Origin of the sequence: Methanococcus maripaludis (genome assembly GCF_002945325.1) — an archaeon.
GTDB lineage: Archaea > AGJL01 > Methanococci > Methanococcales > Methanococcaceae > Methanococcus > Methanococcus maripaludis.
Genome location: NZ_CP026606.1, coordinates 1,231,838 through 1,257,793 on the forward strand (window position 1 = coordinate 1,231,838; position 25,956 = coordinate 1,257,793).

The 25,956-nt window shown below is 32.8% G+C and carries 26 protein-coding genes and 1 tRNA gene; 8 read left to right on the forward strand and 19 right to left on the reverse strand.

The window, feature by feature from the left end; all coding sequences use genetic code 11:
- Positions 1-12 precede the first annotated feature (12 nt).
- Positions 13-615: a DUF366 family protein gene (locus tag MMJJ_RS06680; RefSeq protein WP_104838181.1), complete on the reverse strand. Its 603-nt coding sequence runs from the start codon at positions 613-615 to the stop codon at positions 13-15.
- A 101-nt stretch (positions 616-716) separates the two neighbouring features.
- Positions 717-2,057, reverse strand: coding sequence for an S-layer protein (locus MMJJ_RS06685; protein WP_104838182.1), 1,341 nt, complete (start codon positions 2,055-2,057; stop codon positions 717-719).
- A 105-nt stretch (positions 2,058-2,162) separates the two neighbouring features.
- On the opposite strand from MMJJ_RS06685, the gene pyrE reads away from it, so the two are divergent.
- On the forward strand, positions 2,163-2,720 hold the full coding sequence (gene pyrE, locus MMJJ_RS06690) for an orotate phosphoribosyltransferase (protein ID WP_013999814.1): 558 nt from the start codon (positions 2,163-2,165) through the stop codon (positions 2,718-2,720).
- A gap of 45 nt (positions 2,721-2,765) precedes the next feature.
- Positions 2,766-4,034 (forward strand): amidohydrolase, encoded by a 1,269-nt coding sequence (locus MMJJ_RS06695; RefSeq protein ID WP_104838183.1) that lies wholly within the window; start codon positions 2,766-2,768, stop codon positions 4,032-4,034.
- Positions 4,035-4,036: 2 nt separating this feature from the next.
- Here the strand turns inward: MMJJ_RS06695 and pstK are convergent, their stop codons facing one another.
- Entirely contained in the window at positions 4,037-4,804 is a 768-nt protein-coding gene (gene pstK, locus MMJJ_RS06700) for an L-seryl-tRNA(Sec) kinase (protein ID WP_104838184.1), read from the reverse strand.
- A gap of 91 nt (positions 4,805-4,895) precedes the next feature.
- Here pstK and MMJJ_RS06705 point away from each other — a divergent pair, with 91 nt between their 5' ends.
- Positions 4,896-6,596, forward strand: coding sequence for a bifunctional NADP phosphatase/NAD kinase (locus tag MMJJ_RS06705; protein ID WP_104838185.1), 1,701 nt, complete (start codon positions 4,896-4,898; stop codon positions 6,594-6,596).
- 31 nt (positions 6,597-6,627) lie between these two features.
- On the opposite strand, the gene MMJJ_RS09325 is transcribed toward MMJJ_RS06705, so the two are convergent.
- The 3 genes from MMJJ_RS09325 to MMJJ_RS06715 are packed head-to-tail and all read right to left on the reverse strand — an operon-like array spanning position 6,628 to position 9,620.
- Entirely contained in the window at positions 6,628-6,786 is a 159-nt protein-coding gene (locus MMJJ_RS09325; RefSeq protein ID WP_158658972.1) for a hypothetical protein, read from the reverse strand.
- Between the two features lie 12 nt (positions 6,787-6,798).
- Positions 6,799-8,175: a TldD/PmbA family protein gene (locus MMJJ_RS06710; RefSeq protein ID WP_104838186.1), complete on the reverse strand. Its 1,377-nt coding sequence runs from the start codon at positions 8,173-8,175 to the stop codon at positions 6,799-6,801.
- 47 nt (positions 8,176-8,222) lie between these two features.
- Entirely contained in the window at positions 8,223-9,620 is a 1,398-nt protein-coding gene (locus MMJJ_RS06715) for a lactaldehyde dehydrogenase (RefSeq protein WP_104838187.1), read from the reverse strand.
- A gap of 124 nt (positions 9,621-9,744) precedes the next feature.
- On the opposite strand from MMJJ_RS06715, the gene MMJJ_RS06720 reads away from it, so the two are divergent.
- The gene (locus MMJJ_RS06720; RefSeq protein WP_104838188.1) at positions 9,745-10,548 is read left to right on the forward strand and encodes a mechanosensitive ion channel family protein; all 804 of its coding nucleotides are present in this window, start codon (positions 9,745-9,747) and stop codon (positions 10,546-10,548) included.
- 22 nt (positions 10,549-10,570) lie between these two features.
- Here MMJJ_RS06720 and MMJJ_RS06725 read toward each other — a convergent pair whose 3' ends face one another.
- The 8 genes from MMJJ_RS06725 to cfbB all read right to left on the reverse strand — a co-directional run bounded on the left by MMJJ_RS06725 (position 10,571) and on the right by cfbB (position 17,558).
- The gene (locus MMJJ_RS06725; RefSeq protein WP_104838189.1) at positions 10,571-11,056 is read right to left on the reverse strand and encodes a MogA/MoaB family molybdenum cofactor biosynthesis protein; all 486 of its coding nucleotides are present in this window, start codon (positions 11,054-11,056) and stop codon (positions 10,571-10,573) included.
- 2 nt (positions 11,057-11,058) lie between these two features.
- Entirely contained in the window at positions 11,059-11,895 is an 837-nt protein-coding gene (locus tag MMJJ_RS06730; protein WP_104838190.1) for an ATP-binding cassette domain-containing protein, read from the reverse strand.
- Between the two features lie 64 nt (positions 11,896-11,959).
- On the reverse strand, positions 11,960-12,733 hold the full coding sequence (gene cbiQ, locus MMJJ_RS06735) for a cobalt ECF transporter T component CbiQ (RefSeq protein ID WP_104838191.1): 774 nt from the start codon (positions 12,731-12,733) through the stop codon (positions 11,960-11,962).
- A gap of 11 nt (positions 12,734-12,744) precedes the next feature.
- Positions 12,745-13,041, reverse strand: a complete 297-nt coding sequence (locus MMJJ_RS06740) for an energy-coupling factor ABC transporter substrate-binding protein (RefSeq protein ID WP_011171426.1) — start codon at positions 13,039-13,041, stop codon at positions 12,745-12,747.
- On the reverse strand, positions 13,041-13,718 hold the full coding sequence (locus tag MMJJ_RS06745) for an energy-coupling factor ABC transporter permease (protein WP_104838192.1): 678 nt from the start codon (positions 13,716-13,718) through the stop codon (positions 13,041-13,043). Before MMJJ_RS06745 ends, MMJJ_RS06740 begins: the two co-directional genes overlap by 1 nt.
- Positions 13,719-13,890: 172 nt before the next feature.
- On the reverse strand, positions 13,891-15,147 hold the full coding sequence (gene hacA, locus MMJJ_RS06750) for a homoaconitase large subunit (protein ID WP_104838193.1): 1,257 nt from the start codon (positions 15,145-15,147) through the stop codon (positions 13,891-13,893).
- A 113-nt stretch (positions 15,148-15,260) separates the two neighbouring features.
- Positions 15,261-16,199 carry a diadenylate cyclase gene (locus MMJJ_RS06755; RefSeq protein ID WP_104838194.1) on the reverse strand — a complete coding sequence of 313 codons (939 nt, stop codon included), beginning with the start codon at positions 16,197-16,199 and terminating at the stop codon, positions 15,261-15,263.
- A 15-nt stretch (positions 16,200-16,214) separates the two neighbouring features.
- Positions 16,215-17,558 (reverse strand): Ni-sirohydrochlorin a,c-diamide synthase, encoded by a 1,344-nt coding sequence (cfbB, locus tag MMJJ_RS06760; RefSeq protein WP_104838195.1) that lies wholly within the window; start codon positions 17,556-17,558, stop codon positions 16,215-16,217.
- A gap of 116 nt (positions 17,559-17,674) precedes the next feature.
- Here cfbB and MMJJ_RS06765 point away from each other — a divergent pair, with 116 nt between their 5' ends.
- Both MMJJ_RS06765 and MMJJ_RS06770 read left to right on the forward strand, forming a co-directional pair.
- A complete protein-coding gene (locus MMJJ_RS06765) occupies positions 17,675-18,412 on the forward strand; it encodes a hypothetical protein (protein ID WP_104838196.1) in 738 nt (245 codons plus the stop codon).
- Positions 18,413-18,528: 116 nt separating this feature from the next.
- Complete coding sequence (locus MMJJ_RS06770; protein ID WP_104838197.1) at positions 18,529-19,362, forward strand: hypothetical protein; 834 nt, start codon at positions 18,529-18,531, stop codon at positions 19,360-19,362.
- Positions 19,363-19,398: 36 nt separating this feature from the next.
- Here the strand turns inward: MMJJ_RS06770 and ileS are convergent, their stop codons facing one another.
- Genes ileS through MMJJ_RS06790 form a run of 4 tightly spaced genes read right to left on the reverse strand, consistent with a single transcriptional unit; the run spans position 19,399 to position 24,714 of the window.
- Positions 19,399-22,503, reverse strand: coding sequence for an isoleucine--tRNA ligase (gene ileS / locus MMJJ_RS06775; RefSeq protein ID WP_104838198.1), 3,105 nt, complete (start codon positions 22,501-22,503; stop codon positions 19,399-19,401).
- A gap of 39 nt (positions 22,504-22,542) precedes the next feature.
- A complete protein-coding gene (locus MMJJ_RS06780) occupies positions 22,543-22,923 on the reverse strand; it encodes a DUF356 domain-containing protein (RefSeq protein WP_104838199.1) in 381 nt (126 codons plus the stop codon).
- A gap of 54 nt (positions 22,924-22,977) precedes the next feature.
- The gene (locus tag MMJJ_RS06785) at positions 22,978-23,649 is read right to left on the reverse strand and encodes an RNA ligase partner protein (RefSeq protein WP_104838200.1); all 672 of its coding nucleotides are present in this window, start codon (positions 23,647-23,649) and stop codon (positions 22,978-22,980) included.
- Positions 23,650-23,664: 15 nt separating this feature from the next.
- Positions 23,665-24,714 carry a nucleotidyltransferase family protein gene (locus tag MMJJ_RS06790; RefSeq protein ID WP_104838201.1) on the reverse strand — a complete coding sequence of 350 codons (1,050 nt, stop codon included), beginning with the start codon at positions 24,712-24,714 and terminating at the stop codon, positions 23,665-23,667.
- A 101-nt stretch (positions 24,715-24,815) separates the two neighbouring features.
- Between MMJJ_RS06790 and MMJJ_RS06795 the strand changes: the two genes are divergently transcribed.
- Positions 24,816-24,892, forward strand: a tRNA-Val gene (locus MMJJ_RS06795).
- A 126-nt stretch (positions 24,893-25,018) separates the two neighbouring features.
- On the opposite strand, the gene pfdA is transcribed toward MMJJ_RS06795, so the two are convergent.
- Entirely contained in the window at positions 25,019-25,453 is a 435-nt protein-coding gene (pfdA, locus tag MMJJ_RS06800; protein ID WP_104838202.1) for a prefoldin subunit alpha, read from the reverse strand.
- Between the two features lie 194 nt (positions 25,454-25,647).
- On the opposite strand from pfdA, the gene MMJJ_RS06805 reads away from it, so the two are divergent.
- Complete coding sequence (locus tag MMJJ_RS06805; protein WP_011171413.1) at positions 25,648-25,950, forward strand: monovalent cation/H+ antiporter subunit E; 303 nt, start codon at positions 25,648-25,650, stop codon at positions 25,948-25,950.
- The last annotated feature ends 6 nt before the right edge of the window (positions 25,951-25,956 follow it).

Sequence of the window (25,956 nt, forward strand, 5' to 3'; positions counted from 1 at the left end):
AATTAATCTAAATTAAAATAGAGGAAGTGTTTTTCTAATATCTTTTTCAATTTTTGACATTTCTTTTGCATAAATTTCTGCAATTTCTTCCATAATTTCAAAAGTATTTTCAATTCCCATATCTTTTAACCCAACTGCAGAAACGTGGGAAGGAACACCATCACTTTTTACGTTTATTCCGAGGTGGATTTTTCCAGAACTAATTCCCCGGCATGCGATGCAGACAGATAATTTTTTATCATTAAAATAAAGGTCGTCTCCTGACTTTTTTAATTTTAAGTTGCTTTGATTTTCAATTACTTCTTTTGCGGTTGAAACTAAAATTCTTTGTCTCAAATAAGTCATTTTTAAATCCGGATTATCAAAATGTTCGACGATAAAATTAATCGCTTCTGAGGATTGAATTGGAATTTCAACGTCTTTTTCTTCTTTAACATCTTTTAAATCTTTCATATTTTCTATTTTAACGTTCATTGGACCTATAAATCCAACAATACTATCTTTTTGAACGTCAAACGTGTTAAATGCCCATAATGGTTCGATTTCTTTTCCAGTATATGATTTAAATTCTTCTAAAATAACTGCAGAAATTGTATCAAAATCGATTTTTTTCATAAATTTCACCAAAATTTCTTTCTTTTTAAATTATACAAAAGAAAGGAAAATAAAATAATATTCACTTCAAAAGGAGTTCCAAGAACCGTTAGGTTCTGAGATTAGATAGCACTTACGCTATCGTCACCAGTTAATTTTACAACTAAATTGCCAGATCCTGAATAAAGGCCCTGATTAAGTGCTAAAACACAGGCTTTTGTTCCATCCCTGTCTGATCCTGCGAGAACTAATATTTTACTGTTGCCATTGTTTGGATTGGTAATTGTTTGAATTACTCCTTTTCCTTCTCCAGGGTAGTCATTTGTAACTTCAACACTTAAACTATTTTGAATGCTTTCTGTAACTTTGTTTGAAACAGGTCCGCCGATCAAAATTAAGTCTGATGAAGCACTCAAAAGTTCGTCCTGATCAACTAATTGAACTGAACCTTGGTAATCCACGATTTTGTCATATTTTTTATTGTTTTTATAAAGATATAGTTCATCGTCCCAGTCGTTTTCTTCATCATTGTCTAATTTAACTGCAAATATGTTATTTCCGAAGTATTTTGTACCTTCATCCATATCATATTCGTAGCTCTCAGTCTGAGTTACTGTGAAAAATACAGTTAAATCTTCACTGCTTACGTCTGTAAGTTCTACGTTATAATTTAATAGTTCAAAGTTTTTGGATAAACTTTTAGGACTGTCGTAATCTAAAGTTATTTTTTTACCATCGATTTCTACATCAAATTCTCCGTTATCTTCGAAAGATTCGCCATCTTCAAGTTCAAGGGAGTCAGAGAGTTCAAAGAAAAAGTATGGTGTATCTCCACTTGTCAAATATTCATCATAATACAAAGAAAGGCTTGAACCGGATATCATGCAGCTGTCATCAGGGTACATTTTTAAGTTGTCAACCCTATCGTTTCCTTTGTAGACGCTAACCATTATTTCGCCATCTGAATTACTGGCTACTACTTTGATGGTATAGCCTTCATAGTTAAATTCATCAGAGGTTTCAAAATCTTCGATAGTGTTTCCAAGAACTATTTTTCCAGATTCGTATTCAAGTACTCTATAGGTTTTTCCCATAAAGGTTACTTCGTCCCCTTCATCGTCAGATTCAATTTCTTCTTCATATTCAAAGTTTTTGTAAGTAACTGTTTCACCAGATTTTGTAAATTCCACTAACAAGTTACCCTTACCGTCATTAATTTCAAATTCATCGATTGCAGGAACGTTATAAATAATATTTTCATTAACAACAATTTCGTTATCAGAATTTACTTCAATGGTCCTTTTCGTGTAATATTTATCCATTAAAAGTTCTGCGTAGCTTTTATCAACTTTTTCGCTATTTACTACAATTAATGGGTCATCTACAACCATACCATAAGATATGGGTAGTGTGCAGAGTACAGTTAAAATAAATAGTGCTATTAATTTACTGGGGGCACTCATTCAATCACCATGTAATTTTTGAGAAAAGATATATTTACTACCTTAATATAATATTCAAATAGCATTTATAGTTTACTTTTTTGTTTGGTTTATAAGGTGATATTTTTGGTAACAACGGAAGAAATCAGTTTAAAAAATGAATTGATAAGATTATTGAAAGAAGTAAATTGCGTAAAGTTTGGTGACTTTACATTGGCCTCTGGAAAGCAGAGTAAATATTACGTAGATATTAAAAAGGCTACTACCAACCCTAAAGTTTTAAAAGCAGCTGCAAAACTTGTAAATTATTATGTTTCAAAAGAAAACAATGAAAATTTAAAAATTGCAGGAGTAGAACTCGGTTCAGTATCAATTGCAACAGCAGTATCTTTAGAAACTGAAAAAGACCTTTTAATAATTAGAAAAAAGGCAAAAGAATACGGAACTAAAAATAAAATTGAAGGGGAATTAAATCCCGGCGATAATGTAATTGTAATGGAAGACGTTACAACAACCGGTGGAAGCGTTTCAAAAGCAGTAGATGAGATAAGGGCAGTTTCTGGAAACGTTAACAAAATTTACGTGATTGTGGACAGACAAGAAGGTGCAAAAGAGAATTTGGCCGAAAATAACGTTGAATTAATCCCTCTCGTTACAATCGAAGAGCTTGGACTCAATAAATAATTTTTAATTAATTATTAACTAATTTTAAATTTCAGGTAGATTTTCATGATTTTAGTAAAAGATGCAATTATAACCGGAAAAAAGCAGGATCTGCTTGTAGATGGAAATATTATTAAAAAAATTGGAAATATTTCAATTTCAGAAGTTTCAAAAGACGAAACAGAAATAATTGACGGAAAAAACTGTGTTTTAATTCCTGGATTAATAAATACACACACTCACGTTCCAATGTCTCTTTTTAGGGGGGTTGCAGATGATATCCCATTAATGGAATGGTTAAGCGGGCACATCTGGCCAATGGAATCAAAATTAAATGAAAAAATAGTTTACGCAGGAACTCTTCTTGGAACAATTGAGATGATTAAAAGTGGAACTACTGCATTTAATGACATGTATTTTTTCCTTGATTCGATAATTAAAGCAGTTGATGAAACAGGAATTCGATCAAGAATTGCATACGGAATGATTGATTTATTTGACGAAGAAAAACGAGAAAAAGAATTAAAAACTGCGAAAGAGTCTCTTGAAATGATTAAAAACTTGAATAATTCAAGAATTAATGGAGCTTTGGGGCCTCATGCACCATATACATGTTCAAAAGAGATTCTCGAAAGTACAAATGCCCTTGCAAGAGAATTCAATGTTCCAATTCATATTCACATGAATGAAACACTGGATGAAATAAATCAGGTCGTAGAAAAAACAGGAATGCGACCTTTTGAATACTTAAATTCTTTTGGATTTTTCGATAATGTAAACACAATCTGTGCGCACTGCGTTCATTTGAGTGATTCAGAAATTCAAATAATGAAAGAAAAAAATATATTTGCAGCCCACAATCCAGTAAGTAATTTAAAGTTAGCATCAGGAGTTTCTCCAGTTTTAAAATTGCTTGAAAACAATGTTCCCGTAACTCTTGGAACTGACGGCTGTGGAAGTAACAACAATATGAATTTGTTTGAAGAAATAAAAGCAGCAGCTTTGATACACAAAGGTGTAAATTTAAACCCGGTCGCAGTAACTGCAAAAGAAGCATTTGATTTTGCAACGTTAAACGGTGCAAAAGCACTCAATATTAATTCAGGAGAAATAAAAGAAGGAAAACTTGCAGATTTCGTACTCATCAACATGAAAAAGCCGTATTTAACTCCTAAAGAAAATATCGAATCGCATTTAGTTTATTCATTTAACGGTGCAGTCGACAAAGTTGTAATTGATGGTAAACTGGTGTTAAATGATGGAAAAATGGTTAATATTGATGAAGAAAAAGTTTATGAAATTGCAGAAGAAGCATACTTTGAATTAGCCAACTAATTTTATTTTAAATTTTCTTTTAAATAATCTAAAAAATCTTTTTCAATTTTTTCAAAATCTAAATTTTCAGATTCAATTTTCTTAAATGTTTTTAAAAACGATTTTCTTAATTCAGAAACTAATTTTATATCTTTTTTATCGATTTTTTCGGATTTTATCAAATTTCCAACAATATTTCTTGTTAAAGAATCTATTTTCACTAAATTGCTTTCAATAGTTTTTAATTTTGGAATATTATCTTCTTCAATTTTTAAATTTTTATTTTCGTTTATTTCTAAAATTTGACTTAAAATTTTCTCATGATCGATTTTTTCAGTTGTATCTACAGTAATATCTGGTAAATCCCATGCATATTTGGTTCCAGGGGTATCGAACTTTTCGTACATATTTGTTATAACTTCATTTGGGATTTTTTGCCCTCTTTCAATATTTCGCTTCAAAAGTAAGTTCAAAGGCGCTTTAAGATATATTGTAACGTAATTAACGTTACATTCTTTTGCAATATTCATTAAATCGCGTCTTTTTGAATTATAATAATTTGTATCATCCACAATAACATTAAAATTGCTTTCAAGTGCTTTTTTTATTAAATAGTTGTTAGAATCCCTTATAAATTCTTCATAAGATTCTTTCCAAACCGGAAAACTTTCTCTAATTAAATCTGTTCCAAGTATGATGTTATCGATATTTTTTTCAGCCATCTTTTTTGAAATTGCTTTTGAAAATGTCGATTTTCCAACTGAGGGAAGTCCAGTCAGGATTATTAGCATTTGTTCACCAAAGTTTCTAGATTCCACTTTAAATTCTTGCTTTTTGTTATTTATTTATAATAATTAATAGTTATGTACTATTGGTGAAAAAATGGACATGTTGGAAATGGCTTTAAATATTGCCAAAGACATCGAAAAAAGTGTTAAACCTTTAATTGGATGGGAAAAATCTAACGAAGTCGTCAAAATCGGAGCAGACGGTACTCCGACAAAAAGAATCGATTTGATCGCGGAAAACGTTGCTATAAACTCGATAGAAAAGGTTTGTTCAGCAATTTTAATAAGTGAAGAGATAGGATTTAAGAAAATAGGTAAGAATAAGCCCGAATACGTTATAGTCCTCGATCCAGTCGATGGAACTTACAATTCATTAAAAGACATTCCTTTTTATTCTGCAGCAGTTGCAATCGGCAGAATTGATAAATTTACAGATAATCTCGAAGAACTGATAAATAACCTTAAAATGAAAGACCTTGAGGTAGGGGTTGTTCGAAATATTGCGACAGGGGATACTTATTATGCTGAAAAAGGAAAAGGCGCTCATTTTTTAAGAAAAGGCGAAAAAAAATCAATTTCAATTTCAAATTCGTCAAATTTAAAAGATTCTTCGATAGGACTTTTTGCACACGATATCTCAATAGATACTCTTAAATTTATAAAAGATAGGCGATTCAGAAGAATCAGGCTTTTTGGATCGATTGCTCTTGAAATGTGTTATGTTGCAAAAGGTGCACTCGATGCATTTATCAACGTAAATGAAACCACCCGGCTTTGTGATATTGCCGCAGGATATGTCATAATCAAAGAAGCTGGCGGAATTGTAACTGATAAAAACGGTCAAGAAGTAAATCTAGATCTCGATGTCAATTCAAAGGTCTCAGTTATATGTTCAAATGAAATGCTTCACAAAAAGCTTGTTGGAATATTTGGAAACCGCTGGAGAATTAAGCCGACCAACTTTGGAATAATTTCAAGAATTGATAATGAAGAATCGATAGAAGTTGCAGATAATGTAATAAAATATTTAGATTCAAAAGGGATTAAATACGAACTCGATAGCAGTACTTACGATGCATTAAAAAACCGCTTAACTAAAAAATGTGATATTATCTCAAATATTGAGGAAATATCCCACATGATATCTATCGGTGGGGATGGAACAGTACTTAGAGCATCAAAAATGATTGAAGGAAATGAAATACCAATGATCTGCATAAATATGGGAACTGTTGGATTTTTGACCGAATTTAACAAAGATGAAATATTTTCTGCAATCGATTCTATAATTTGTGGAAACTATAAAGTCGAGAAAAGAACAAAACTTATGGGATTTGCAAAGCTTTCTGACGGAAAACAGCATATATTAAGCGATTCTTTAAATGAAGTTGTGATTACGACTAAAAATCCTGCAAAAATGATGCATTTTGAAGTATATATCGATGGAAGTCTTGTAGAAGATGTTAGGGCTGATGGAATAATTGTTTCAACTCCAAATGGATCTACAGCATATTCTTTAAGTTCTGGCGGTCCGATAATTGAGCCAACTGTCGAAGGATTTGTAATTGTTCCAATATGTCCGTTTAAACTTTCATCTCGGCCATTGGTGGTCAATGCAAATTCAGAAATAAAAATAAAACTTCTGAAAAAATCTACGTATGTTGTAATTGATGGGAATACTGAATTTGAAGCAAAAAAAGGTGACGAGATAATTTTAAGAAAGTCTGAATCAAATGCGTACTTTGTAAAAGGAGATAATTTTTACAACAAGCTGAAAAAATTAAGTTTAATGTAAAATAAATTTTTAAGTTCTTTTTTAATTTTCTTTATTTTTTTCTAAAAACAAGATTTTTTAAGAAGTATTTCATTTTAAATGCTAAAATTATGAGAATTAATAATGCAATTATCAGGTAAATTAAATCTAATGTAATATCGAGTAAATCCCGAAATAATGCATTTATTAAATTATTTGCTAGTTCATCCATATTTTCACGAATTTATGAAAGTGTAGTTTTTGTTCTAACACTTCCTCCACCATCTCCTACTGGAACACTCTGACCTCCTTTTCCACAGTATCCAACACTTAATTCAAATTCGTCAGATACTGCATCGATGTGATGTAAAATATCTAAAATTTCACCGCTGAGTCCTGCATCTCTTAGTGGTTTTGTTAATTTTCCATCTTCAATTAAAAATGCTTCAACAGCGTTAAATTGGAACAGCCCTTTTCCAGTATCCACCTGTCCACCCCTTGAACCTTTTAAAAATATACCTGTTTTTGTATCTTCTAAAAGTTCGTCAAATTTCCATGAACCCGGTTTAATGTATGTATTACTCATTCTAACGATTGGTTTATTTAACCCTTCTGCTCTTGCATTTCCTGTAACGTCCATGTTAAGTCTTCCAGCAGTTTCTCTTGAATGTAAATATCCATTTAAAACTCCATTTTCAATCAATGTAGTTTTTTCTCCCTTAACTCCTTCATGGTCGTATTTGTACTGTCCAAACGATTTTTCGATTGTTGCGTCATCAATTACGGTTACTTCTTCGCTACCAACTGAATTTCCTAGTTTATCGTGAAATACGCTGTCATTTTGTAAAACAAGGTCTGCTTCAGCAGCGTGCCCTACAGCTTCGTGAATGAATACTCCTGCAAGTTCTGGGTCTAATATTACATCAAAAGTTCCCTTTGGACAGCTTTCTGCGGTTAAAAGTCTTACAGCTCTTTCTTTGGTATTTTTAGCCATCTCTTCAATTTTTGCATTTTTAATTACTTCAAATCCGTTTCCACCGATTCTATCAAATGCAAACTGCAATGTTCCATCTTTTGCAATTGCAGTCATTCTTAAAAGTGCTTTAACACTTTCATTTTCAATTCTGGTTCCTTCACTGGTCATCAAAATGGAATGGCCTTCTCCATCACTGTAGCTAACAGAAGTGCTGACTATTTTTTCCCCAGACATGTTTCCATGTGCTGATTTTAAATATTCTTTTTTTTCTTCGATTGAAATGTTTTCAGGATGAATTTTTACATCTGCTTTTATATTGTCCTGAATTACGGGGATTTCTTTCAATTCAATCGATTTTTTTGTATGTATATTGGATATTTTTGCCATATCATGCGCTTTTTTAATTATTTCTGCAATGTTTTTCAGGGAAACGTTATTTGAAGTAGCAAGTCCCCATCCGTTTTTTTCAAGTACTCTAACAATTACTCCTGAAGAAATACCTGAAGAAATTTCGTCTATTATTCCATCTTTTTGTATGATATTGTTTGATTCACCAGTAACAATTCTTAAATCTGCATAAGTTCCAATTTCAAGTAATTTTTCAAGTTTTTCAATGTTTAAATCAAGATCGTTCAAAAAACTCACGATTTCACCAAGTTAATAATTAATAAGATAATTCATTTTCTTTTTAATTAAATGTTATGAATTACGATTGTTTTTATTTCAGACATTTCTTCAACCGTATATTTTATTCCTTCCCTTCCAAGACCGCTTTTTTTAACCCCTCCAAAGGGCATGTTGTCTTTTCTAAATGTTGGACTGCTGTTAATCATTATCCCACCGTATTCAAGCTCATCGGCTATTTTCATCGCTTTATTTATATTATTTGTAAATAAGCCAGCTTGAAGTCCGTATTTAGAATTATTTGCAATATTTACTGCTTCTTCACTGTCTTTAACAGGCAATATCGGAAGAATTGGTCCAAAGGTTTCAATTTTTGATAGTATATTTTCTTCATCGATATTAATTACTGCAGGGGAAATTAAACTGTTTTGTCGGTTTCCACCAATTAACAATTCTCCGCCTTCATTTACTGACTGTTTTATTAAATTTTCAATTCTTAAAGCACTTTCAGGGCTTATAAGTGGGCCAATGTCTGTATTTTTATCGAGTGGATTTCCCAAAATTAGTTTTTTGGTTTCTTCAATAACATATTTTGTAAATGTTTCAACAACTTCTTCTTCAACGAGTACCTGTCCAACCGAGATACAAACCTGTCCAGCATTTAAAAATTTACTTTTAACAGCAGATTTAGCAGCTAATTTAATATCAGAATCTTTTAACACGATCATGGGGTTATTTCCTCCAAGTTCGAGTGTAACTTTTTTCATTTTCGCATTTTTAGATATTGATTCTCCAACTTCAACACTTCCTGTGAAAGAAACCATGTTTACATTATCGTTTTTCGATATTTCATCCCCAACAATTTCCCCATTTCCTGTTGCGAGATTAAATACGCCTCTTGGAATATCCATCTGTTTTAAGACATGTTCTATAATTTTTGTAAGATATATTGCAGCAATGGGTGCTTTTGATGATGGGTGGAGTATAACTGAGTTTCCTGTGGCAATTGCAGGGCCGATTTTATGTGTCGCCAGATTTAAAGGAAAATTAAATGGAGTTATTGCTCCAATTACGCCTAATGGCTCTTTTTTAGTGAATATAAGGCCATTTTCTGAATTAATTGTTTCTCCACGGATTTCCTTTGCATAGAATGCAGAAAGCTTGAGCGCAGTTAATGTCCTATCCACTTCTATTTTTGACTGTTTTATCGGTTTTCCAACATCGATTGAAATTGTTTTTGCAAAAAAGTCTTTTTTCGAACTTAAATGTTCGGCAATTTTCATCAATATTTTGTATCTTTTTGACGGGCTTAAATTTTTCATTACTTCCTTGTGTTTTTCAGTAACTTCAATTGCATTTTTAGTTTCTTCCCTATCAAGTGCAGTTATTTTTTCAATATTTTCAAGAGTGTACGGGTCAAAAACATCAATATCTTCCCTTATAATCCATTTTCCATCGATAAACATAAAATCACACTCGAAATTTCAATTGAATAATATTAATGCTTAATCTATTATAAATTTTAGCGAATAATTAATATATTTAAAAAATTAAAAAGTTAAGATAATAACGTTTTGAGGGGATACAAAAATGATGATTTCGTTAATGGGCTACAGCATGTCTATAAACCTGATTTTAATATTAAAAGCAATTTTGATACTAGTTTTAGGGTATTTTGCTGTAAGAATTGTTTCTAGTATTTTAGAAAATGGTGCTAAAAAAAGCAAGATTCCAGAACTTGTATCTGAGTTTGTTATCAAGCTATTCAGTGCGATACTCTATGTATTTGTAATATTGCTTGCCGTAGGGGTTTTTGGTGTTGAAACAGGGCCAATAATTTTGGGGCTTTCTGCATCACTTGGTTTAATTTTGGGTTTTGGTCTTCAGGACACACTTACAAATTTAACTTCAGGCCTTTGGATTGCAGTTATGAAACCCCTTGACAAAGATGAAACTGTTCAAATAGGCGGAATAACTGGAAAGATCGTAGAAGTTGGAATAATGGCAACCAAACTGTTAACGCCAGATAATGTGGTAATCACAATTCCAAATAAACTAGTTTGGGGCAGTCCTATAACCAATTACACCAGAATGGATTTAAGAAGGGTTGATGTGGCAGTTGGAGTTAGCTATGGTGAAAATTTAGACAATGCATTATCAAAAGCATTAGAACTTATTTCAGAACATCCAAAAGTATTAAAAGATCCTGCACCTGCAGTAGTTGTAACTGGTCTTGGTGAGTCTTCCGTAGATTTACAGCTTAGGGCTTGGACAAAAACTGGGGACTACTGGGGCGTAAAAGGAGATCTTACAAAAGGAATATACGAAAAATACGGAAAAGAGGGTATCGAAATTCCATTCCCACAGATGGATGTACATATCCACAAATATTAAAAAATAGTTTTTATAACTTTTTTTATTTTATATGGCCAAGAATGTGGCCGGTTTCTGTTTTAATAATGTCAAGTGCGGTTTTACATGCATTAATAGATCCCGGAAGTGAATAGATAATTTTTCCCTTATAAAGTCCAGCAGATGCTCTTGAAAGGATTGTTGAGTATTTTACTTCACCATAGCTTAAATTATGGAATACTATTTTAAAACCGTCAAGTTCTTTTTCATACAGATTTTTTACGACATCAGCTGTAATATCTCTTTTAGAAAGGCCTGTTCCGCCCGTGATTACAATAGAATCAACATCTGTAAATTCAATAATATGTTCAATTAATCCTTCCAACATCGGTTTATTGTCCGGAATTAAATGGTAGATTTTTGCACCTAATTCATCTTTCAAAAAGTCCCCTGATTTATCAGTTATATCGTGCCCTGAAATTATTTCATTAAATCGGCTGTCACTTACAGTAATTACTGCGTATTTTACATCGGAAATTCTCTCATGCATGCTTATTCCCCCTTTATAAACTCTTTAATATTATTTCTTGCTTCTCCAATGGTATAGCCCATTTTTATTCCCAGTTTGTCTTCTTTGTCTAAAAGTTCTATTAAATGTGCGACCCTTGGAAGCCTTAAATTTGCACTTCTAACTGTTTCAGAGTCACTGAAAATTTCCCTTGGAGTCCCGCCTTTGATAATTCTTCCTTCATTTAACAAATAAACTTTATTTGCATATATTGGAACTAAATCTACATCGTGGGTAGATATGATTATGGTTATTCCCTGCCTGTTTAACTCGTAGAGCAATTTCATGATTTGGGATGCACCCATCGGGTCGAGTCCTGAAGTTGGTTCATCAAGAACAATAATTTCCGGGTTCATTGCCAAAATCCCTGCAATTGCAATTCTTTTTTTCTGGCCACCACTTAAATGATGCGGTGGTTTTCTCTCAAAGCCTTCCATAGAGACCGCTTTTAATGAATCTTTTACTCTTTTTTCAATTCCCTCTTTTGAAAGTCCGAGATTCATGGGTCCAAAAGCAACATCCTGCTCAACTGTGGGTGCAAAAAGCTGGTCGTCAGGATTTTGGAATACGATTCCAACAGTTTTTCTGACATTTAAAAGCGATTTGTTGTCGTATTTTATTGGTTCGCCTTTTAAAAGTACGTTGCCGTGACTTGGTTTTAATATTCCGTTAAAATGAAGAAATGTAGTGGATTTTCCAGCACCATTGGGGCCTAAAATTGCGATCATTTCGCCCTTTTCGGCTTTAAAATTAATCCCGTTAAGTGCGACAGTTCCATCAGGATAAGAATACTTTAAATCTCTTGTTTCCAAAATCGCCATTAAATCACCTTGGAGGAACTATATGCTTAAAGGTATAAAAAAGTTAGAATTTTAATTTTTGGCTTTAAAATATCTTAATGTAATTTAGGGATAACAATAATAATTCAAATACTCCTAAAAGTACAACAGAAAAGGTTCTTGGATAGGCAATATCTCCAAAAAACATTAGATTTCCATCGTATCCTCTTGAATTAAGTGAATTATAAATTATATCTCCCTTATCAAGTGCTTTTATAAACAAACTTCCCGTCAATAATCCAAGGGAGTGGTACGAAGTTTTAAGATTTTTGTAGCCCAGTCTTGTTTTTTGCGAGTTTTCCATTGTTAAAGCTTCTTCTAAAAGCATAAAAATATAGCGATACATCATCATCGCGATTTCAAGCATGTTTTTTGGCATTTTGGACTTTTTAAGGATGTAGAATAATTCGGTGAATGGGGTTGTAAGTGCTAAAAATAGGGTGCAGGATACACCACCAAGCATTTTAAAAAATGTTAAAAGTCCAAGACTAAATCCGTCTTTTAGTAAATTGATTGTAATTCCAAAAAAATCAAATGACATGTAAATATCAGTTCCAAATAAAAAAGTCATCATTAAAAACGTAATAATTCCAAAAACAATTGGAATTGCCAGTAATTTTCCGTAAATAGTTTTAGGTATTTTTGCAATAGAAATAATCACAAAACTCATTATAAGTGTGATTAAAAGAGGTACAATAAAATTTTTAGAAAAAATACTAACGAACAGTGAAGAAATTGCAAAAATAACTTTTAAAGTAGGATTAACTGACCTTAACTTGTTATAGTTTGCAATGTTATCGATTAAAGTACTGTTCGTCATTTTTTAACCTTTTACTGGTTTTTGGCATCATATTTGGCTTTGTTGTAGCCAAAGAAGTATCCTATAATTATAGCACCTATTGCAGCTTGAAGCGCAAATAATAGGCTTTCAATTTCCCCACTTGGAGGTTCCCAGAATGGTTCAAACCATGGTTCGTAATTTGGACTGATTTCCATGATCAAATCTCCAGCAGCACCATCTGCACCACCGAAGTAGCCTTCATCTTCACCAAGGCCCGAATACATGATCAAAGGTGCTAATGTAAGAATTATAACTCCAAGAATCATCAAGACGTGTTTAAATTCCATTATTCAGCACCTCCTTCTGCTTTTACCGGGTCAATAAGACCAAGTTTTGCAAGGAGATCTGGTCTCAATTTCATGATGTAATCCCAGATAAGTCCTGTTAATAGACCTTCCATAATTGCAAGTGGAATCTGTGTCACTGCAAATACGGTTCCAAAGTTTGCAAGAGCCGTTCCAAAATCGGGTAGCGGGTATGCTAATGCGAGCTGGATTGATGTTGTAGCGTATGTTCCCCAGTCTGCAAATATTGCAGCGAGTACAACAACCCACGTGATATTTAATTTTCCTTTTAACAATTTAAACACTAAAAAACCAAGCGCTGGACCCATAATACCCATTGAGAATATATTTGCTCCCAATGTGGTTAATCCACCGTGTGCAAGTAAGATTGCCTGAAACAATAATACGATCGTTGCAAGTACTGCTGTAATTGCCGGACCAAACATAATTGCGCCGAGTCCACCACCTGTCGGGTGTGAACAGCTTCCTGTAACTGAAGGAAGTTTTAGCGAACTTAATATGAACATAAATGCTCCTGCGAGGGCTAATGTAGGTTTAACTTCAGGTTTGTCGTTTATTAATTTATTTAACTGGATTATTCCATATATAACAACAATTCCGGAGAGTACAAACCAAAATGCAGCCCACATCGGAGGTAAAAAACCTTCCATAATGTGCACTTTACCACCTATTAAAGATAAGTTATATTGTTTTACAGTTATCTTTAACTTGGTTTGGTATATATGGATTTCGATTTAATTCCAGATTATTTTACTAAATGAAATATATCTTGAATACTGTTGGTAATACTATATAAAACTAATTTTAAAAAATAGAAACAAATATTGATTATTATTCATTTGTAATGTAGCCCTTAACTGCAGATTTTGCAGCTATTTTTGGAGAAGAAAGGTATACTTGTGCGTTTGTATTTCCCATTCTTCCTTTAAAGTTCCTGTTGGTTGTGGCAAGGCACACTTCTCCATCGCCTAAAACTCCCTGGTGGGCTCCAAGGCACGGTCCGCATCCTGGGGTGCATATCAATGCTCCAGAATCTACAAAAATATCAATTAATCCTTCATTTAGCGCTTCTTTAAATATTGATTTTGAAGCAGGGATCACGATTAATCTTGTGTTTTCACTGACTTTTTTCCCTTTCAAATATTTTGCAGCAATTCTTAAGTCGTTTAATCTTCCGTTTGTACATGAACCGATAAATACCTGGTTTAATTCTGTTCCTTCCACTTCTGAAACTCCTTTTACGTTATCAGGGTGGTGGGGACATGCAACCTGTTCTTCCATATCTGTTATGTCAAATTCAATTGTTTTGTAGTAGTCTTCTTCGGATTCGTTAACTGTTATTTTATTTTTTTTCAATTCAAGAATTTCTTCACGCGAAACTCCCGCATTTTCAAGGTATCTGTAAGTAGTATCGTCAGCTTCGATAATTCCTGCTTTTCCACCCATTTCAATAGCCATGTTTGATAAAACCATTCTTTCATCCATGGATAGATTTTGGACTGCATTTCCGCCGTATTCTAAAGACATGTACGTAGCCCCACGTCTTCCAACTTCCTTACAAGTTTTTAAAATAATGTCTTTTCCAGAAATATTTTCGTTTTCTCCAGTTACCTTTACACGGATAGTTTCAGGAACCCTGAGCCATGTTTTTCCAGTTGCATAGACGTAACCCATGTCTGTTGCACCAAAACCTGTAGCAAATGCCCCAAATGCCCCATGAGTACATGTGTGGCTGTCAGCTCCCGCAATTATCATGTTGGGTTTCACGTGGCCCTTTTCAGGTAGAACTTGGTGGCATATTCCTTCGCCATCGAGGTAGTAATTTTTAATACCCTGTTTTTTGATGAATTCTCTCGTTATAACCTGCATATTTGCAGCTTTTGACGTGTTTGCAGGGATATTGTGGTCAAAAATAATGACTATCTTTTCATTATCCCAAACTTTATCCGAAATCTGTTCAAAAGCTTTTACTGTAAGCGGGGTAGTCCCATCATGGGTCATTGCAATATCTACATTTATTTCAACGCTATCTTTGGCGTAAACATTTTTTCCAACATTTTTTGAAATGATTTTCTCAGCAAGTGTCATAGATTCTCACCGTAAATTCGTAATATACATAAAAACAGTACTTCATAGGTTAGGTGTTATTGATTTATAAATATAAGGGATTTAAATTAAATTTTAAAATAGAATATTTATAATTAATAAGAGTATTCTGACGTGTTACTTAATTTTTTAGGCTTTATTTCGGATAATATTTCTCCATTTTTAAAAATTCTTATGACTCCACCGCTTTCTGAAATCGTAATTGCAATTGCACCAGTATATTTTGAAATGGTTGCAGCAGCATGGTGTCGTGCACCAAGACCCAGTGGTAGTTCAATATTTCCACCGCTGCAGCTTATATACCGGCCTGCACAGAGAACTTCTCCTTTTTCACCAATTACGAATGCCCCATCGATTGTTGATAATTCTTTAACCGTCCCTTTGACCTGTTTATCAAATATAAATGATTCGTGGCCTTCAAAAGGGTTTAAAATTAATTGGGATGACATTTTTAAAACTCTATCCGAATCACCAATTACAAATATTGAACCAACAGGAGTTCCTTCTCTACCTTCAACTGCAAGTTCCATACACAGGTTTAAAACTTCATTAATAACTTTTCCTTTTGTTTTTTCAATCGATGAGATGTAATCATAATATTTGAGGATTTGTGGGTATTCGTTTACTTCAAAGATGGATATGGTGTCAGTACCGCCAGTTACTTTTGGAATACCTAAAATTGATACAACAATATCCCCTTTTTTAACAATGTTATTTGCAAAAAGGTTGGTTACAGCTTGTTTTATCATTGAAGATCTATCGTCATTCCTATATGTCATCAAAAGCGGTATAATTTTTGATTCATTTTTTAATTTCAAAAAAGTTTCTTCGTTTGGCGTGGTTACAACTACTTTTAAACTTTTAAAGTCTTTTAATGATCTATTTTTCCTGGCCCTTTTGTATATGGCTTCTTGATCTTTGTAGTACTCGTAAGTTCTTCCAGTTTCCGTAAATATCAATAAAATATCTGCGCTGATATCTATTGCAAGATTGAAACCATGTTTTATTAAACTTTTGACTTTATTATTTATCATCTGGTGCACCGGTTTTTACATTTTTGAGAGGCTTGCTGCAAAGTAAGGATTACCAATACAGTGCTGGTGAGCGTAACCTCCAACTATATCGCCATCTTTTGAAGTTATTCCATCCATGGAGTTAATTATTCCTTTTCCCCTATTTATCTTATATGAAAAGTCGTTTTCATTAATATTTATTAGTTTTGAATAATGGAATTCGTGTGCCTTAAATTCTTTAGATTTTTTACCAATAATACAATCTTTTTCAAAAGTCCCTTTAACGTAACTCAAACCCTGAACGTTTGGAGTCATTACTGCATCCGCATCTATTAATTTTAACATTTCTATTCCATCAATAGAATTTGTAAGATACATGAGCCCCCCACATTCACCGTAAATTTTTCCATCAAAGTTTCTTATAGATTCAACCATGGATTTATTATTAGAAAGTTTTTCGGAAAATATTTCCGGATACCCTCCTCCAAGGTAAATAGTATCGCAATCTGGAACTTCTGAATCATTTAACGGGCTGAAGAATTTTAATTTTGCACCGTTTTCTTCTAATGCATCAAAGTTGTCCCAATAATAAAAATTAAATGATTCATCAAGTGCAACGGCAATTTTTAAATTATTTTTTTCAACTTTCCAGAGGGTTTCTTCTTTATTTTTATCATCAACACAAAAATCAAAATTTTCATCACTTAATTCCACGATTTTTTCAAGATCAAGGCATTTTTCAACCGTTTCCCCCCATAAATCAATTCTTTCAAGCAATTCCTGTTTATTTTCAGGGGTTGGAACAAGTCCAAGGTGTCTTTGAGAAACAGACAGGCTATCGTCTCGAGGAATTGCGCCTATTATCTCAATTTCATTATCGTAATATTTTACAGCTTCTTTTAATTTATTTAAGTGCCCTTCTCCCCTGATTTTATTGAAAATAACCCCTTTGATATTTAAATTAGGATCAAATGATTTAAAACCTTTAATTATTGCAGATGCACTTCTTGTAAGACTTCTTGCATCCATCAGTAAAATCACTGGTGAATTTATAGTTTTTGCAACGGATGCAGTACTTCCAATATCATTATATGGTGAAATTCCCTCGTAAAGTCCCCGAACTCCTTCAATAACATTTATATCTTTATTTTTGGAATGTCGTTTAAAAATTGATCGAACTTGCATTTCATCCATAAAAAACGAATCTAGGTTCCTTGATTTGTTATTTGTAGCTTCCGTGTGATAAGTGGGGTCTATATAATCAGGACCAATTTTGTAGGGCTGTACATTATGTTTTTTGGATAGTGCCTTCATTATTCCTGTAGATATGGTGGTTTTTCCAACCATTGAAGAGGTGCCTGCAATAACTATTCTTTTCATATTTTTCACGCAAAAGTTAATTTAATAATATTTCCTAAAATGGATAAATTAATCATAAACTAAATATATTTTAAAAACATAAAAAATTTTTGATATTTTGTAGAGAGGATGAAATTTTGAGTTTTGAATTTTTAAAAAAACAGTTTAACGAGTTTTTAAACTTAAGCTTCATAAATAAATTCATTGTAACTTATTTTTTATCTTGGATGGGTTTATCCATAACTTTACTCATAAGTAAGCTTATAACTCCAATTATAAACGTTGAATCCGCAGGGGTTTTAACAACTGCAAAATATGAAGTAATTTCAACAGCAGTATCCTCTCAAATGGGAATTAATTATTTTTCGATATGGTATTCGTATTTTATAAGTAATTTTCTTGCATGTGTAACTATATTTTTGGTTTTCGTAATCCTTCCTTATATTTATAATAGGGATATTTCAAAAGGAAAATCAACGATCAAAGATTATTTCGATGTTTTATTGTTTTTTTACGCACTGGTTGTATTAAATCCACTCACTGGAATTTTGGGTGCAAGTTTAAGTTTTTCAGATCTGCTTGCAATAATTCCGCATGGGTTTTTTGAATATGCTGGGTTTTCAATGTCAATAGTCCTTGGAATCGAGTATTCTATTTATAAACTTCCAGTAACTGGTGAAAAAGAAGTATGCACAAAAAAACAGAAAATAAAATTTTTATTAAAATTTTTATTAATTCCGATTTTCTTATTTATTGCAGGGGGAATGGAAACTTTGGACTGGATCATAGTTAATTATGCAAAAGAAAATGGATTACCCATTGTGAAAACATTTTTTGAAGTGTATTATAACATCTTACGTTCATTAATATTTTAATCATTTTTTTAGTTTTTTAAAAAAGAAATTTTTGCAGTTTTTCAAAATATTCATATATTTTTAACACCCATATTTTTTAATGCAAATGCCAAAAAAAGCTAATTTTGGGGGATAATATGTTTAATAAAAAATTTTTGGTATTTCCTGTGATTTTTGCACTTTTAGTTGCAGTTTCATTTTCTGGCTGTACGGACAGTTCAGATTCAGAATCTGGTGCATCTGCTGAAGTGCAAACACAGGATTACGATTCACAAAGTTCTTCAAGGTTAAATACAAACGAAGGTTCGGAAATTTTAGAATTGATTGGAAATCATGCTGAGGTATGGATTTATTCGTATGAATATACTATGAATTCTAAGGTAAATGGTCAAAATATCGAGATTAGCGGATCTGGAATAGTTGATACAAAAAATAAAAATACTTACATGTATTTATCATCTGAAAATGGGAGTATTGAGTACTATTATTTCCAAGATGCAGTTTACATGGGGGCTGTTGCAAACGGGGAAACCCAGTGGATGAAAATGCCTGCTAGTAGCGAAGATTTTGAAGATAATTTTGATGTAATGGCCCAATACGACGAAAGTGTTTACGAACTTGAAAATAGTGACTTTATTTTGGAAGGTGAGGAAACCGTAAATGGAATCCCCTGTTACAAAGTAAGAATGAATATAGAAGACATTTATAATGATATGGTGTCAGAATATGCTGTTGAAGAAGGCGAAGTTTTAGATTGGGAAACAGCAGATGTTATTTATTATATCAGTAAATCGGACGGTTATTTAGTAAAAACAACAGCTAATATCAAAGGAACTGATAAATCCGGAGAGTCCTTTGAGATTAACTACGTTTTAAGTTTAAAAAATATCAATGAAGTTCAAAATATAGAACTTCCAAAAGAAGCAGAAAATGCAATTGATATGTCAGATTACTACTCAAACTACCAGTAAATTTATAATAAAAATATAAAAAAAGATTTTTTTATTTTATTTATTTTTTTCAATATCGATTGAAATATCGTAAGTTTCTTCATTTGGCGTTTTAATAGTCCATTTTTGATTGTAATCAGATTTTAAACTTTCAACGAAGTTTCCTCTAACTTCATTTGCAATATGGCTTAAATAATCACTACTGAAATCAATTCCGTCTAATTTTACATTGATTTTTTCGTTAATATCTAAATCCATATCTTTTCTCATGGACTGGATTCTTCTAACAACTTCTCTAACCAATCCTTCTTTGATTACTTCATCGTTCATCTCAATGTTAATGTAAACGTTTCCTTTTGAGAATTCAACACCGACAATGTTTTCAGGAATTTCAACCCTGAATTCAACGTATTCTGGTTTTATTTCATATTCTGAAACTTTTAAGTTTCCAGATTTCAATTTTTCTTTTAGTTCGCTAGGTGCTACTGAATTTATCGCAGCAACAACTTTTGGAACATCGCTTCTGAAGATTTTTCCAAGTTCTTTGAAGTTTGGTTTTACAGTTATATTTCCTTCAAATTCTTTTAATTCGATTTCTTTTACGTTGCCCTGTTCTTTTATGATGTATCCATATTTTTCAACAGTTTCAGCAATGTTTTCAGGAAGCGTTATTTTTGTAATCGGATATCTTAGTGTGTATTTTGCTTTATCTCTTCCTTTGAGGATTGAATCTACAATTTCACGAATAATTTCGGTATCTTTTTCCAAAGTTTCATTTATGAATTCAGATTCAATTGTTAACTTGTTCATGAAGATGCTTTCAGGCATATCTTCAGTTTTCAAGTTCTGGTAGATTTCTTCTGAAAGGTGAGGTGTTACCGGAGCCATTATTGAAATTAATTTCATGATCACGTAGTACAGAGTCTGGTATGCAGATAATTTCTGCACGTCATTTTTCTCCATCCATGTTCTGTCACGAATTAATTTAATATACCATCTTGAAAAGTCGTTGAGTATGAAATCCCTAAGTGCCCACGTGTACACGTGTAAATGGGGTTTCTCTAAAGCTTCAACAGCTTCTTTAGCGACAGTATTTATTCTGCTCAATATCCATGCATCTTCATCTTTTACATGCTTGAAATATTCGTTATTTGGAACGAAATCATCAAGAACCATGTAGTTTGCAGAAAATGCGTATGAATTCCAGAGTGTATTTAACATACTTCTGGTTTCATCCATTTCCGAGTATGAAAATCTTAAATCTTCCCAAGCTTTGTTTGCACTTAAAAGATAGAACCTTAAAACATCTGCACCGTACTGGTCTGTAACATCGTCAGGGCTTACAATGTTTCCTAATGATTTACTCATTTTTTCTCCGGTTTCATCAAGAGTGAATCCGTGCATCATACATTTTTCGTAAGAAGTATCGTCAAATACAACTGCACTCAATGCATGCTGTGAGTAGAACCATTTTGTAACCTGATCGTTTCCTTCGGTAATAAATTGAGCTTTTTTAAGCTTTTTAGATCCAATTGAAGCATATGGTGCCAAACCACTGTCGTACCAGACATCTAATACATCAGGGGTTCTTTTCATTTTTCCGCCGCAGGAACATGTAAGTGTAATTTTATCAACGGCAGGTTTGTGGATGTCGCTTAAATCTACATCTTTTTCGTTAGCTCTTTCTTTTAATTCACCAACTGAACCGATTACTTCATATTTTCCACATTCTTCACAGATCCAGATTGGAAGCGGAATTCCCCAGTATCTTTGTCTTGAGATGTTCCAGTCTCCAACAAAGCTTACACCGTTAACATATCTTGTTTTAACCCAGTCTGGGACCCAATCAACAGTTTTACCCTGTTCGATGATGGAATCTTTTATTTTTGAGATTGAAAGGAACCACTGTTCAGTTGCCCTGAATAAAAGTGGTGTTTTACATCTCCAGCAGTGCGGGTATGTGTGTTTTACTTTTCCAGAGTTTACGAGTAAATTTTTGGATAACAATGTTTCAATAACTGATTCATCCATATCTTTTACGAAAGTTCCTTTCCAGATACTATCGGTATATTTTCCGTTGTCATCAATTGGTGCGTATACTGGAATATTATGTTCTTTACCAATGTTAAAATCGTCTTCACCAAATCCTGGTGCGGTGTGAACTAAACCGGTTCCACCTTCGAGAGTTACGTGGTCTCCTGGAACAATTGTGTGCACATTTTCTATTTTTGCAAATTCTTGCTGTTTTTCGTTTTCTTCAAGGAGTGGGTGGATGTATTTTAATCCAATTAACGAATCTCCTTTAACAACTTTTGAAATACTGAATTTTGAAATTTCATTGTTTTTTTCAGCCTTTTTCATTACGTCATTTACTAATTTTTCAGCAATAATCCATGTTTCAACAGTTCCATTTTCAAATTCAACACTAACATAAGCGTAATCAAATTCCGGATTTACACATACGAGCATGTTTGAAGGAAGTGTCCATGGAGTTGTGGTCCAGATTGTGATGTATTCATCGCTTTTTTCAAGCTTGAATTTTACATAAACTGAAGGATCGAGTACCTCTTTGTATTCTCCTCTTACTTCGTGTTCAGCAAGCGAAGTTTCACATCTTGGGCACCAGTATCCTGATCTTAAGTCTTTTGTAAGTAATTCTTTTTCATGAGCTTTTTTAAGCGTCCACCAGCCCATTTCCATGTAGTCTCTTTTGATCGGCATGTATGCGTTTTCAAAATCGAGCCATACACCTAGGTTTTCAAACTGTCCTTGCATGTGTCCGAGGTGATTTAATGCAAACTCTTTACATTTGTTTATAAATTCCTGCGTTCCAATTTTTGTTTCAATGTCTTTTTTGGAGCCGATGTTAAATTCATTTTCCACTTTAACTTCGATAGGAAGGCCGTGCATGTCCCATCCAGCTTTATCTAAAACATTGTATCCTTGAATTCTCTTAAATCTTAAAACTGTATCCTTTATAATTTTATTCCAAGCCGTTCCAAGGTGTATTGCACCAGAACAGTACGGAGGGCCGTCAACAAAATAGTATTCAGGGCCGTGTTCATTTAATGCTTTTACTTTTTTGTAGGTATTTTCTTTTTTCCAGTATTCTTTTACTTTTTTATCTAATTCTCTAAAATTTACGGATTTAACTTGTTTCATTTATTCACCCCGATAATTTTTAAAATAATTTAATTTAGATTAATGTGATTCTTCAATTTCATCATCTGAATCAAGACTTTTACTTTTGTAGTACCCTTTCAAAAGCGGCATTTTTGGAAGGTCCTCTAAAAGATAAAAGTAAGGTTCATGCCTCTCGCTAACAATTACGATATGTGCAGGAGGGTGAATTTTTCTAATCCTATCGATTGCTCTTGGTGCATTTTCCTCAATCCTGACAAGGCAAGCTTTTTTGCATGGTTTTTTAATGTTTCCAACAATATGTTCAAGAATTTCATCTGCAGCTTCTGGAACCATTATTCTTGGTTTTCCAAGTATTGTTAATTTAGCATGCCTGTGAACATCAGCTATTGCGTTTTTTATTTTTTCGTAGCTGTCGCCTCTAATAATCAAGAGTACCATGTTTCTCACCGTGTTTTAGTAGTTTTAAGTTTTAGAATTATAAAATATTCTAATTTACTTTTTATCCCATAAATCAAGATATTCTTGAAGTATGAATGGAAAATCTCTTGCGTTGACGAATCTAAGCCCGAGTCTTTGAGCCCATTTTTCAATACCTTCATCGTTTGCAACAACTGCTGCATCGAGCTCTTTTGCTAACAAAAGAACATCTAAGTCAGGGGCACTGTCAAGTGTACCTCCTCGAAGTGCATTTCGGTATTTGACCCTAAAACTATTAACTGTTTTTGACAGGACTTCGTTTAACACGTCTTCCCTATCTTTTTCGTCAGGTTTTGAGAGTATGTATGCTTCCAAGGCTGTTTCATACATTGCGTTTTCACTTATTCTCATCCCTTTATTTATTCTTTCCCTTAAATCTTTTACATATTCATAAAATATTTCGGCAGGAATTTTTATTTCGTACCTGTTTGGGGTTTTTTTGACAAGCCACGTGTCTACTTTTATCAATGTTTCAGGGGCACACCCTTCACGAGTTAAAAAACCAACAAGTTCTTTATAAACAGTATCATAAGGAATATGGCATGAAATATCGAGCTGTACCCGTGCCTGTGCGATAATATCCATTATTTTTTCTGCAGATTCTGAAATATTTGAAACACCTAACGATTTTCTAACGTCACTATCAGTAATTGCAGTTGTATCAAGGCAAAATCTTTGTTTTTGCAAAAGTATCGACCCCCTTTATTCATGATTATTTATCCCGTTTAAAATTCTTAAATTTGCCGGATAATTTTCAATGTATTTTGAGATAGTTTCCTTTTCTATTCTCGCTTCTAATTTTGAGATTGTCCTTTCAATGTTATTTTTTGAAAAACCTCTTGGGATACATTCTTTTATTTCTTCAATCGATTCGTAATATTCTTTTTCATTTAATTTTTCTGAAATATTTTCTGGCAGATATCTGCTCAAATCAAAGTTATTCACGGTATCAAGGACCATCTGTTCGTTTCTTTTTAGAATAATTTCTGATAAATTATCTCCAAAAGATTTAAAGACATCAATCGTGGTTTTTGGAAGCATGTGTTTTATGGATTCAAAATTATTGTTAAAAACTCCTTCTCGTATTTTTGTTCCACTTATACCTTCAATTCTTTCGATAAATTTGAATTTAGGGTTCCATTTTGGGAAATTTTCTTTTAAACGGTACATCGTGTAGGACATTGAAGCAATAACATAGTTATCAATTTCCAATTTTTCTCCAAGTTTTTCGCAAGTTTCAATACACGAGATATTATATGGTTTTATTTTGATGTGATGCCCATTATTTATTGAATTAATTACCCGTTCCATCGTTTCTTCTTCAATATATCCTCTTGGAATAATATCTCCATTTAATGCAGAAAAAATCTTTATCAAACACTGCATGTATTGACCTGAACCCATAATTCCCATTGGGGGGCCTTCAACTACTAAATCTGCTCCAGCAAGCAGTGCCATTTCTGCACGAATATGTCGATTAACTAAATATGGAATTCCCCGTCCACTTCTTTCAAGGGGTCCTGGAATAACACTTATAAACAAACCTTCACTTTTTCCAAAATCCATGCAGTATTTGTGCCCGTTATGGAGTGGATTATATTCGGTAAAGTCTACAACAATGTTTTTTAGGTTTTTTTCATCTTTCAATGCTTCAATGAGTTTTTGAACTTCAAAAATGTTATTTTTTGAATTTTTCGAGTCTTCAATTATCAACTTTCTATCTTTTTCAAATGATTTTATTTCGTCTTCCATTCTACCACAAATCCAATGTTTTCAAAGCTTACCGAAAAATTTATATATTATGAATGCAATGTTTATTTTGCTCTCAGAACGAGAGCCAAGAGAAGCAAAAAGGACCTATGGTCTAGTTGGCTATGACATCGCCCTTACAAGGCGAGGGTCGCCGGTTCGAATCCGGCTAGGTCCACCATTTTTATTTTAGGCATATATATTGATAAATTCAAATATATTGTAATGTTTGAAATGTAACTTTTTTGAATAGATTATTTTAATATGTATTTTAAAATTTAATTTAAAAGTTAAAAATTAGTCAAAATTAGTTTGTTTTAGGATTCATTTGAGCGCTTCTCTGTTCAATTGCAGCAGCTCTTTTTTCAAGTTCAGATCTTAATTTTACAATTTCCTGACTTGTTTTTTGGATTTGAGAATTTACGAGTTCTTTTGTTTTTTCGAGTTCTTCAATACTTTTTTGGAAATCTATTATTACATCATCTACATTCTTTTCAAGTAAAACGTCTACTCCGACTGAAAGAACGATTTTTTCAGGGTTTTGAGCTTCTGCTTTTACAAATGCACCAGCACCTAGAGGTAATAAAATTTCTTTGGATGTTTTCATACTTTCCATGGATTCAATGGATCTCAAAAGTTCCATTATCATCATATCAATGTTTGAAAGTTCTTCTTTAAGTTTATCAACCTGTTGGTTGTAAACGTCAAGTGCCATAAATTGATTTTGAAGTTCTTCGTTCATTCTTATCACCCTTAATAACTATTTTGGATTAGAATTAGGACACCATAAACTCTAAAAGTAAATCGTGTTTTGTTTTCAGATATTTAAAACAATAAGCCTTATTTTCAATATTTTTATAGTTACGATAATTATATATAGCTATTTATCATTATTGATAATTAAGAATTGTTCCTCTATGGACAAAGGTGTTATAAATGAAGCTTTTTGGATTTTTCGGGTATTCAATCGTTTTTTTAAAGGCTTTAGCCGAAGCATGGATTGATGTAGTTAAAAGAAGTTTTGACGGCAAAATCGATCCAGAAGTTATTGAAATAAACACGGATATAAACAGTTTAATGGGCCAGGTTTTGCTTGCATCGAGCATTACTTTGACTCCTGGAACCCTTACAATTGATCTGGATTCAGAAAATAAAATTTTAAAAGTAGCTTCAATAAGTCCGAGAACAAAAGATGAGATAGTGCCTTTTGAGCCATACATAAAAAAGATTTTTGATTAAATTAAT

Coding starts and splice junctions, on each gene's coding strand:
- MMJJ_RS06680 (WP_104838181.1), bottom strand. CDS start 615: ATGAAAAAAATCGATTTTGATACAATTTCTGCAGTTATTTTAGAAGAA.
- MMJJ_RS06685 (WP_104838182.1), bottom strand. CDS start 2,057: ATGAGTGCCCCCAGTAAATTAATAGCACTATTTATTTTAACTGTACTC.
- MMJJ_RS06695 (WP_104838183.1), top strand. CDS start 2,766: ATGATTTTAGTAAAAGATGCAATTATAACCGGAAAAAAGCAGGATCTG.
- pstK (WP_104838184.1), bottom strand. CDS start 4,804: ATGCTAATAATCCTGACTGGACTTCCCTCAGTTGGAAAATCGACATTT.
- MMJJ_RS06705 (WP_104838185.1), top strand. CDS start 4,896: ATGGACATGTTGGAAATGGCTTTAAATATTGCCAAAGACATCGAAAAA.
- MMJJ_RS09325 (WP_158658972.1), bottom strand. CDS start 6,786: ATGGATGAACTAGCAAATAATTTAATAAATGCATTATTTCGGGATTTA.
- MMJJ_RS06715 (WP_104838187.1), bottom strand. CDS start 9,620: ATGTTTATCGATGGAAAATGGATTATAAGGGAAGATATTGATGTTTTT.
- MMJJ_RS06720 (WP_104838188.1), top strand. CDS start 9,745: ATGATGATTTCGTTAATGGGCTACAGCATGTCTATAAACCTGATTTTA.
- MMJJ_RS06725 (WP_104838189.1), bottom strand. CDS start 11,056: ATGCATGAGAGAATTTCCGATGTAAAATACGCAGTAATTACTGTAAGT.
- MMJJ_RS06730 (WP_104838190.1), bottom strand. CDS start 11,895: ATGGCGATTTTGGAAACAAGAGATTTAAAGTATTCTTATCCTGATGGA.
- cbiQ (WP_104838191.1), bottom strand. CDS start 12,733: ATGACGAACAGTACTTTAATCGATAACATTGCAAACTATAACAAGTTA.
- MMJJ_RS06740 (WP_011171426.1), bottom strand. CDS start 13,041: ATGGAATTTAAACACGTCTTGATGATTCTTGGAGTTATAATTCTTACA.
- hacA (WP_104838193.1), bottom strand. CDS start 15,147: ATGACACTTGCTGAGAAAATCATTTCAAAAAATGTTGGAAAAAATGTT.
- MMJJ_RS06755 (WP_104838194.1), bottom strand. CDS start 16,199: ATGATAAATAATAAAGTCAAAAGTTTAATAAAACATGGTTTCAATCTT.
- cfbB (WP_104838195.1), bottom strand. CDS start 17,558: ATGAAAAGAATAGTTATTGCAGGCACCTCTTCAATGGTTGGAAAAACC.
- MMJJ_RS06770 (WP_104838197.1), top strand. CDS start 18,529: ATGTTTAATAAAAAATTTTTGGTATTTCCTGTGATTTTTGCACTTTTA.
- ileS (WP_104838198.1), bottom strand. CDS start 22,503: ATGAAACAAGTTAAATCCGTAAATTTTAGAGAATTAGATAAAAAAGTA.
- MMJJ_RS06780 (WP_104838199.1), bottom strand. CDS start 22,923: ATGGTACTCTTGATTATTAGAGGCGACAGCTACGAAAAAATAAAAAAC.
- MMJJ_RS06790 (WP_104838201.1), bottom strand. CDS start 24,714: ATGGAAGACGAAATAAAATCATTTGAAAAAGATAGAAAGTTGATAATT.
- pfdA (WP_104838202.1), bottom strand. CDS start 25,453: ATGAACGAAGAACTTCAAAATCAATTTATGGCACTTGACGTTTACAAC.
- MMJJ_RS06805 (WP_011171413.1), top strand. CDS start 25,648: ATGAAGCTTTTTGGATTTTTCGGGTATTCAATCGTTTTTTTAAAGGCT.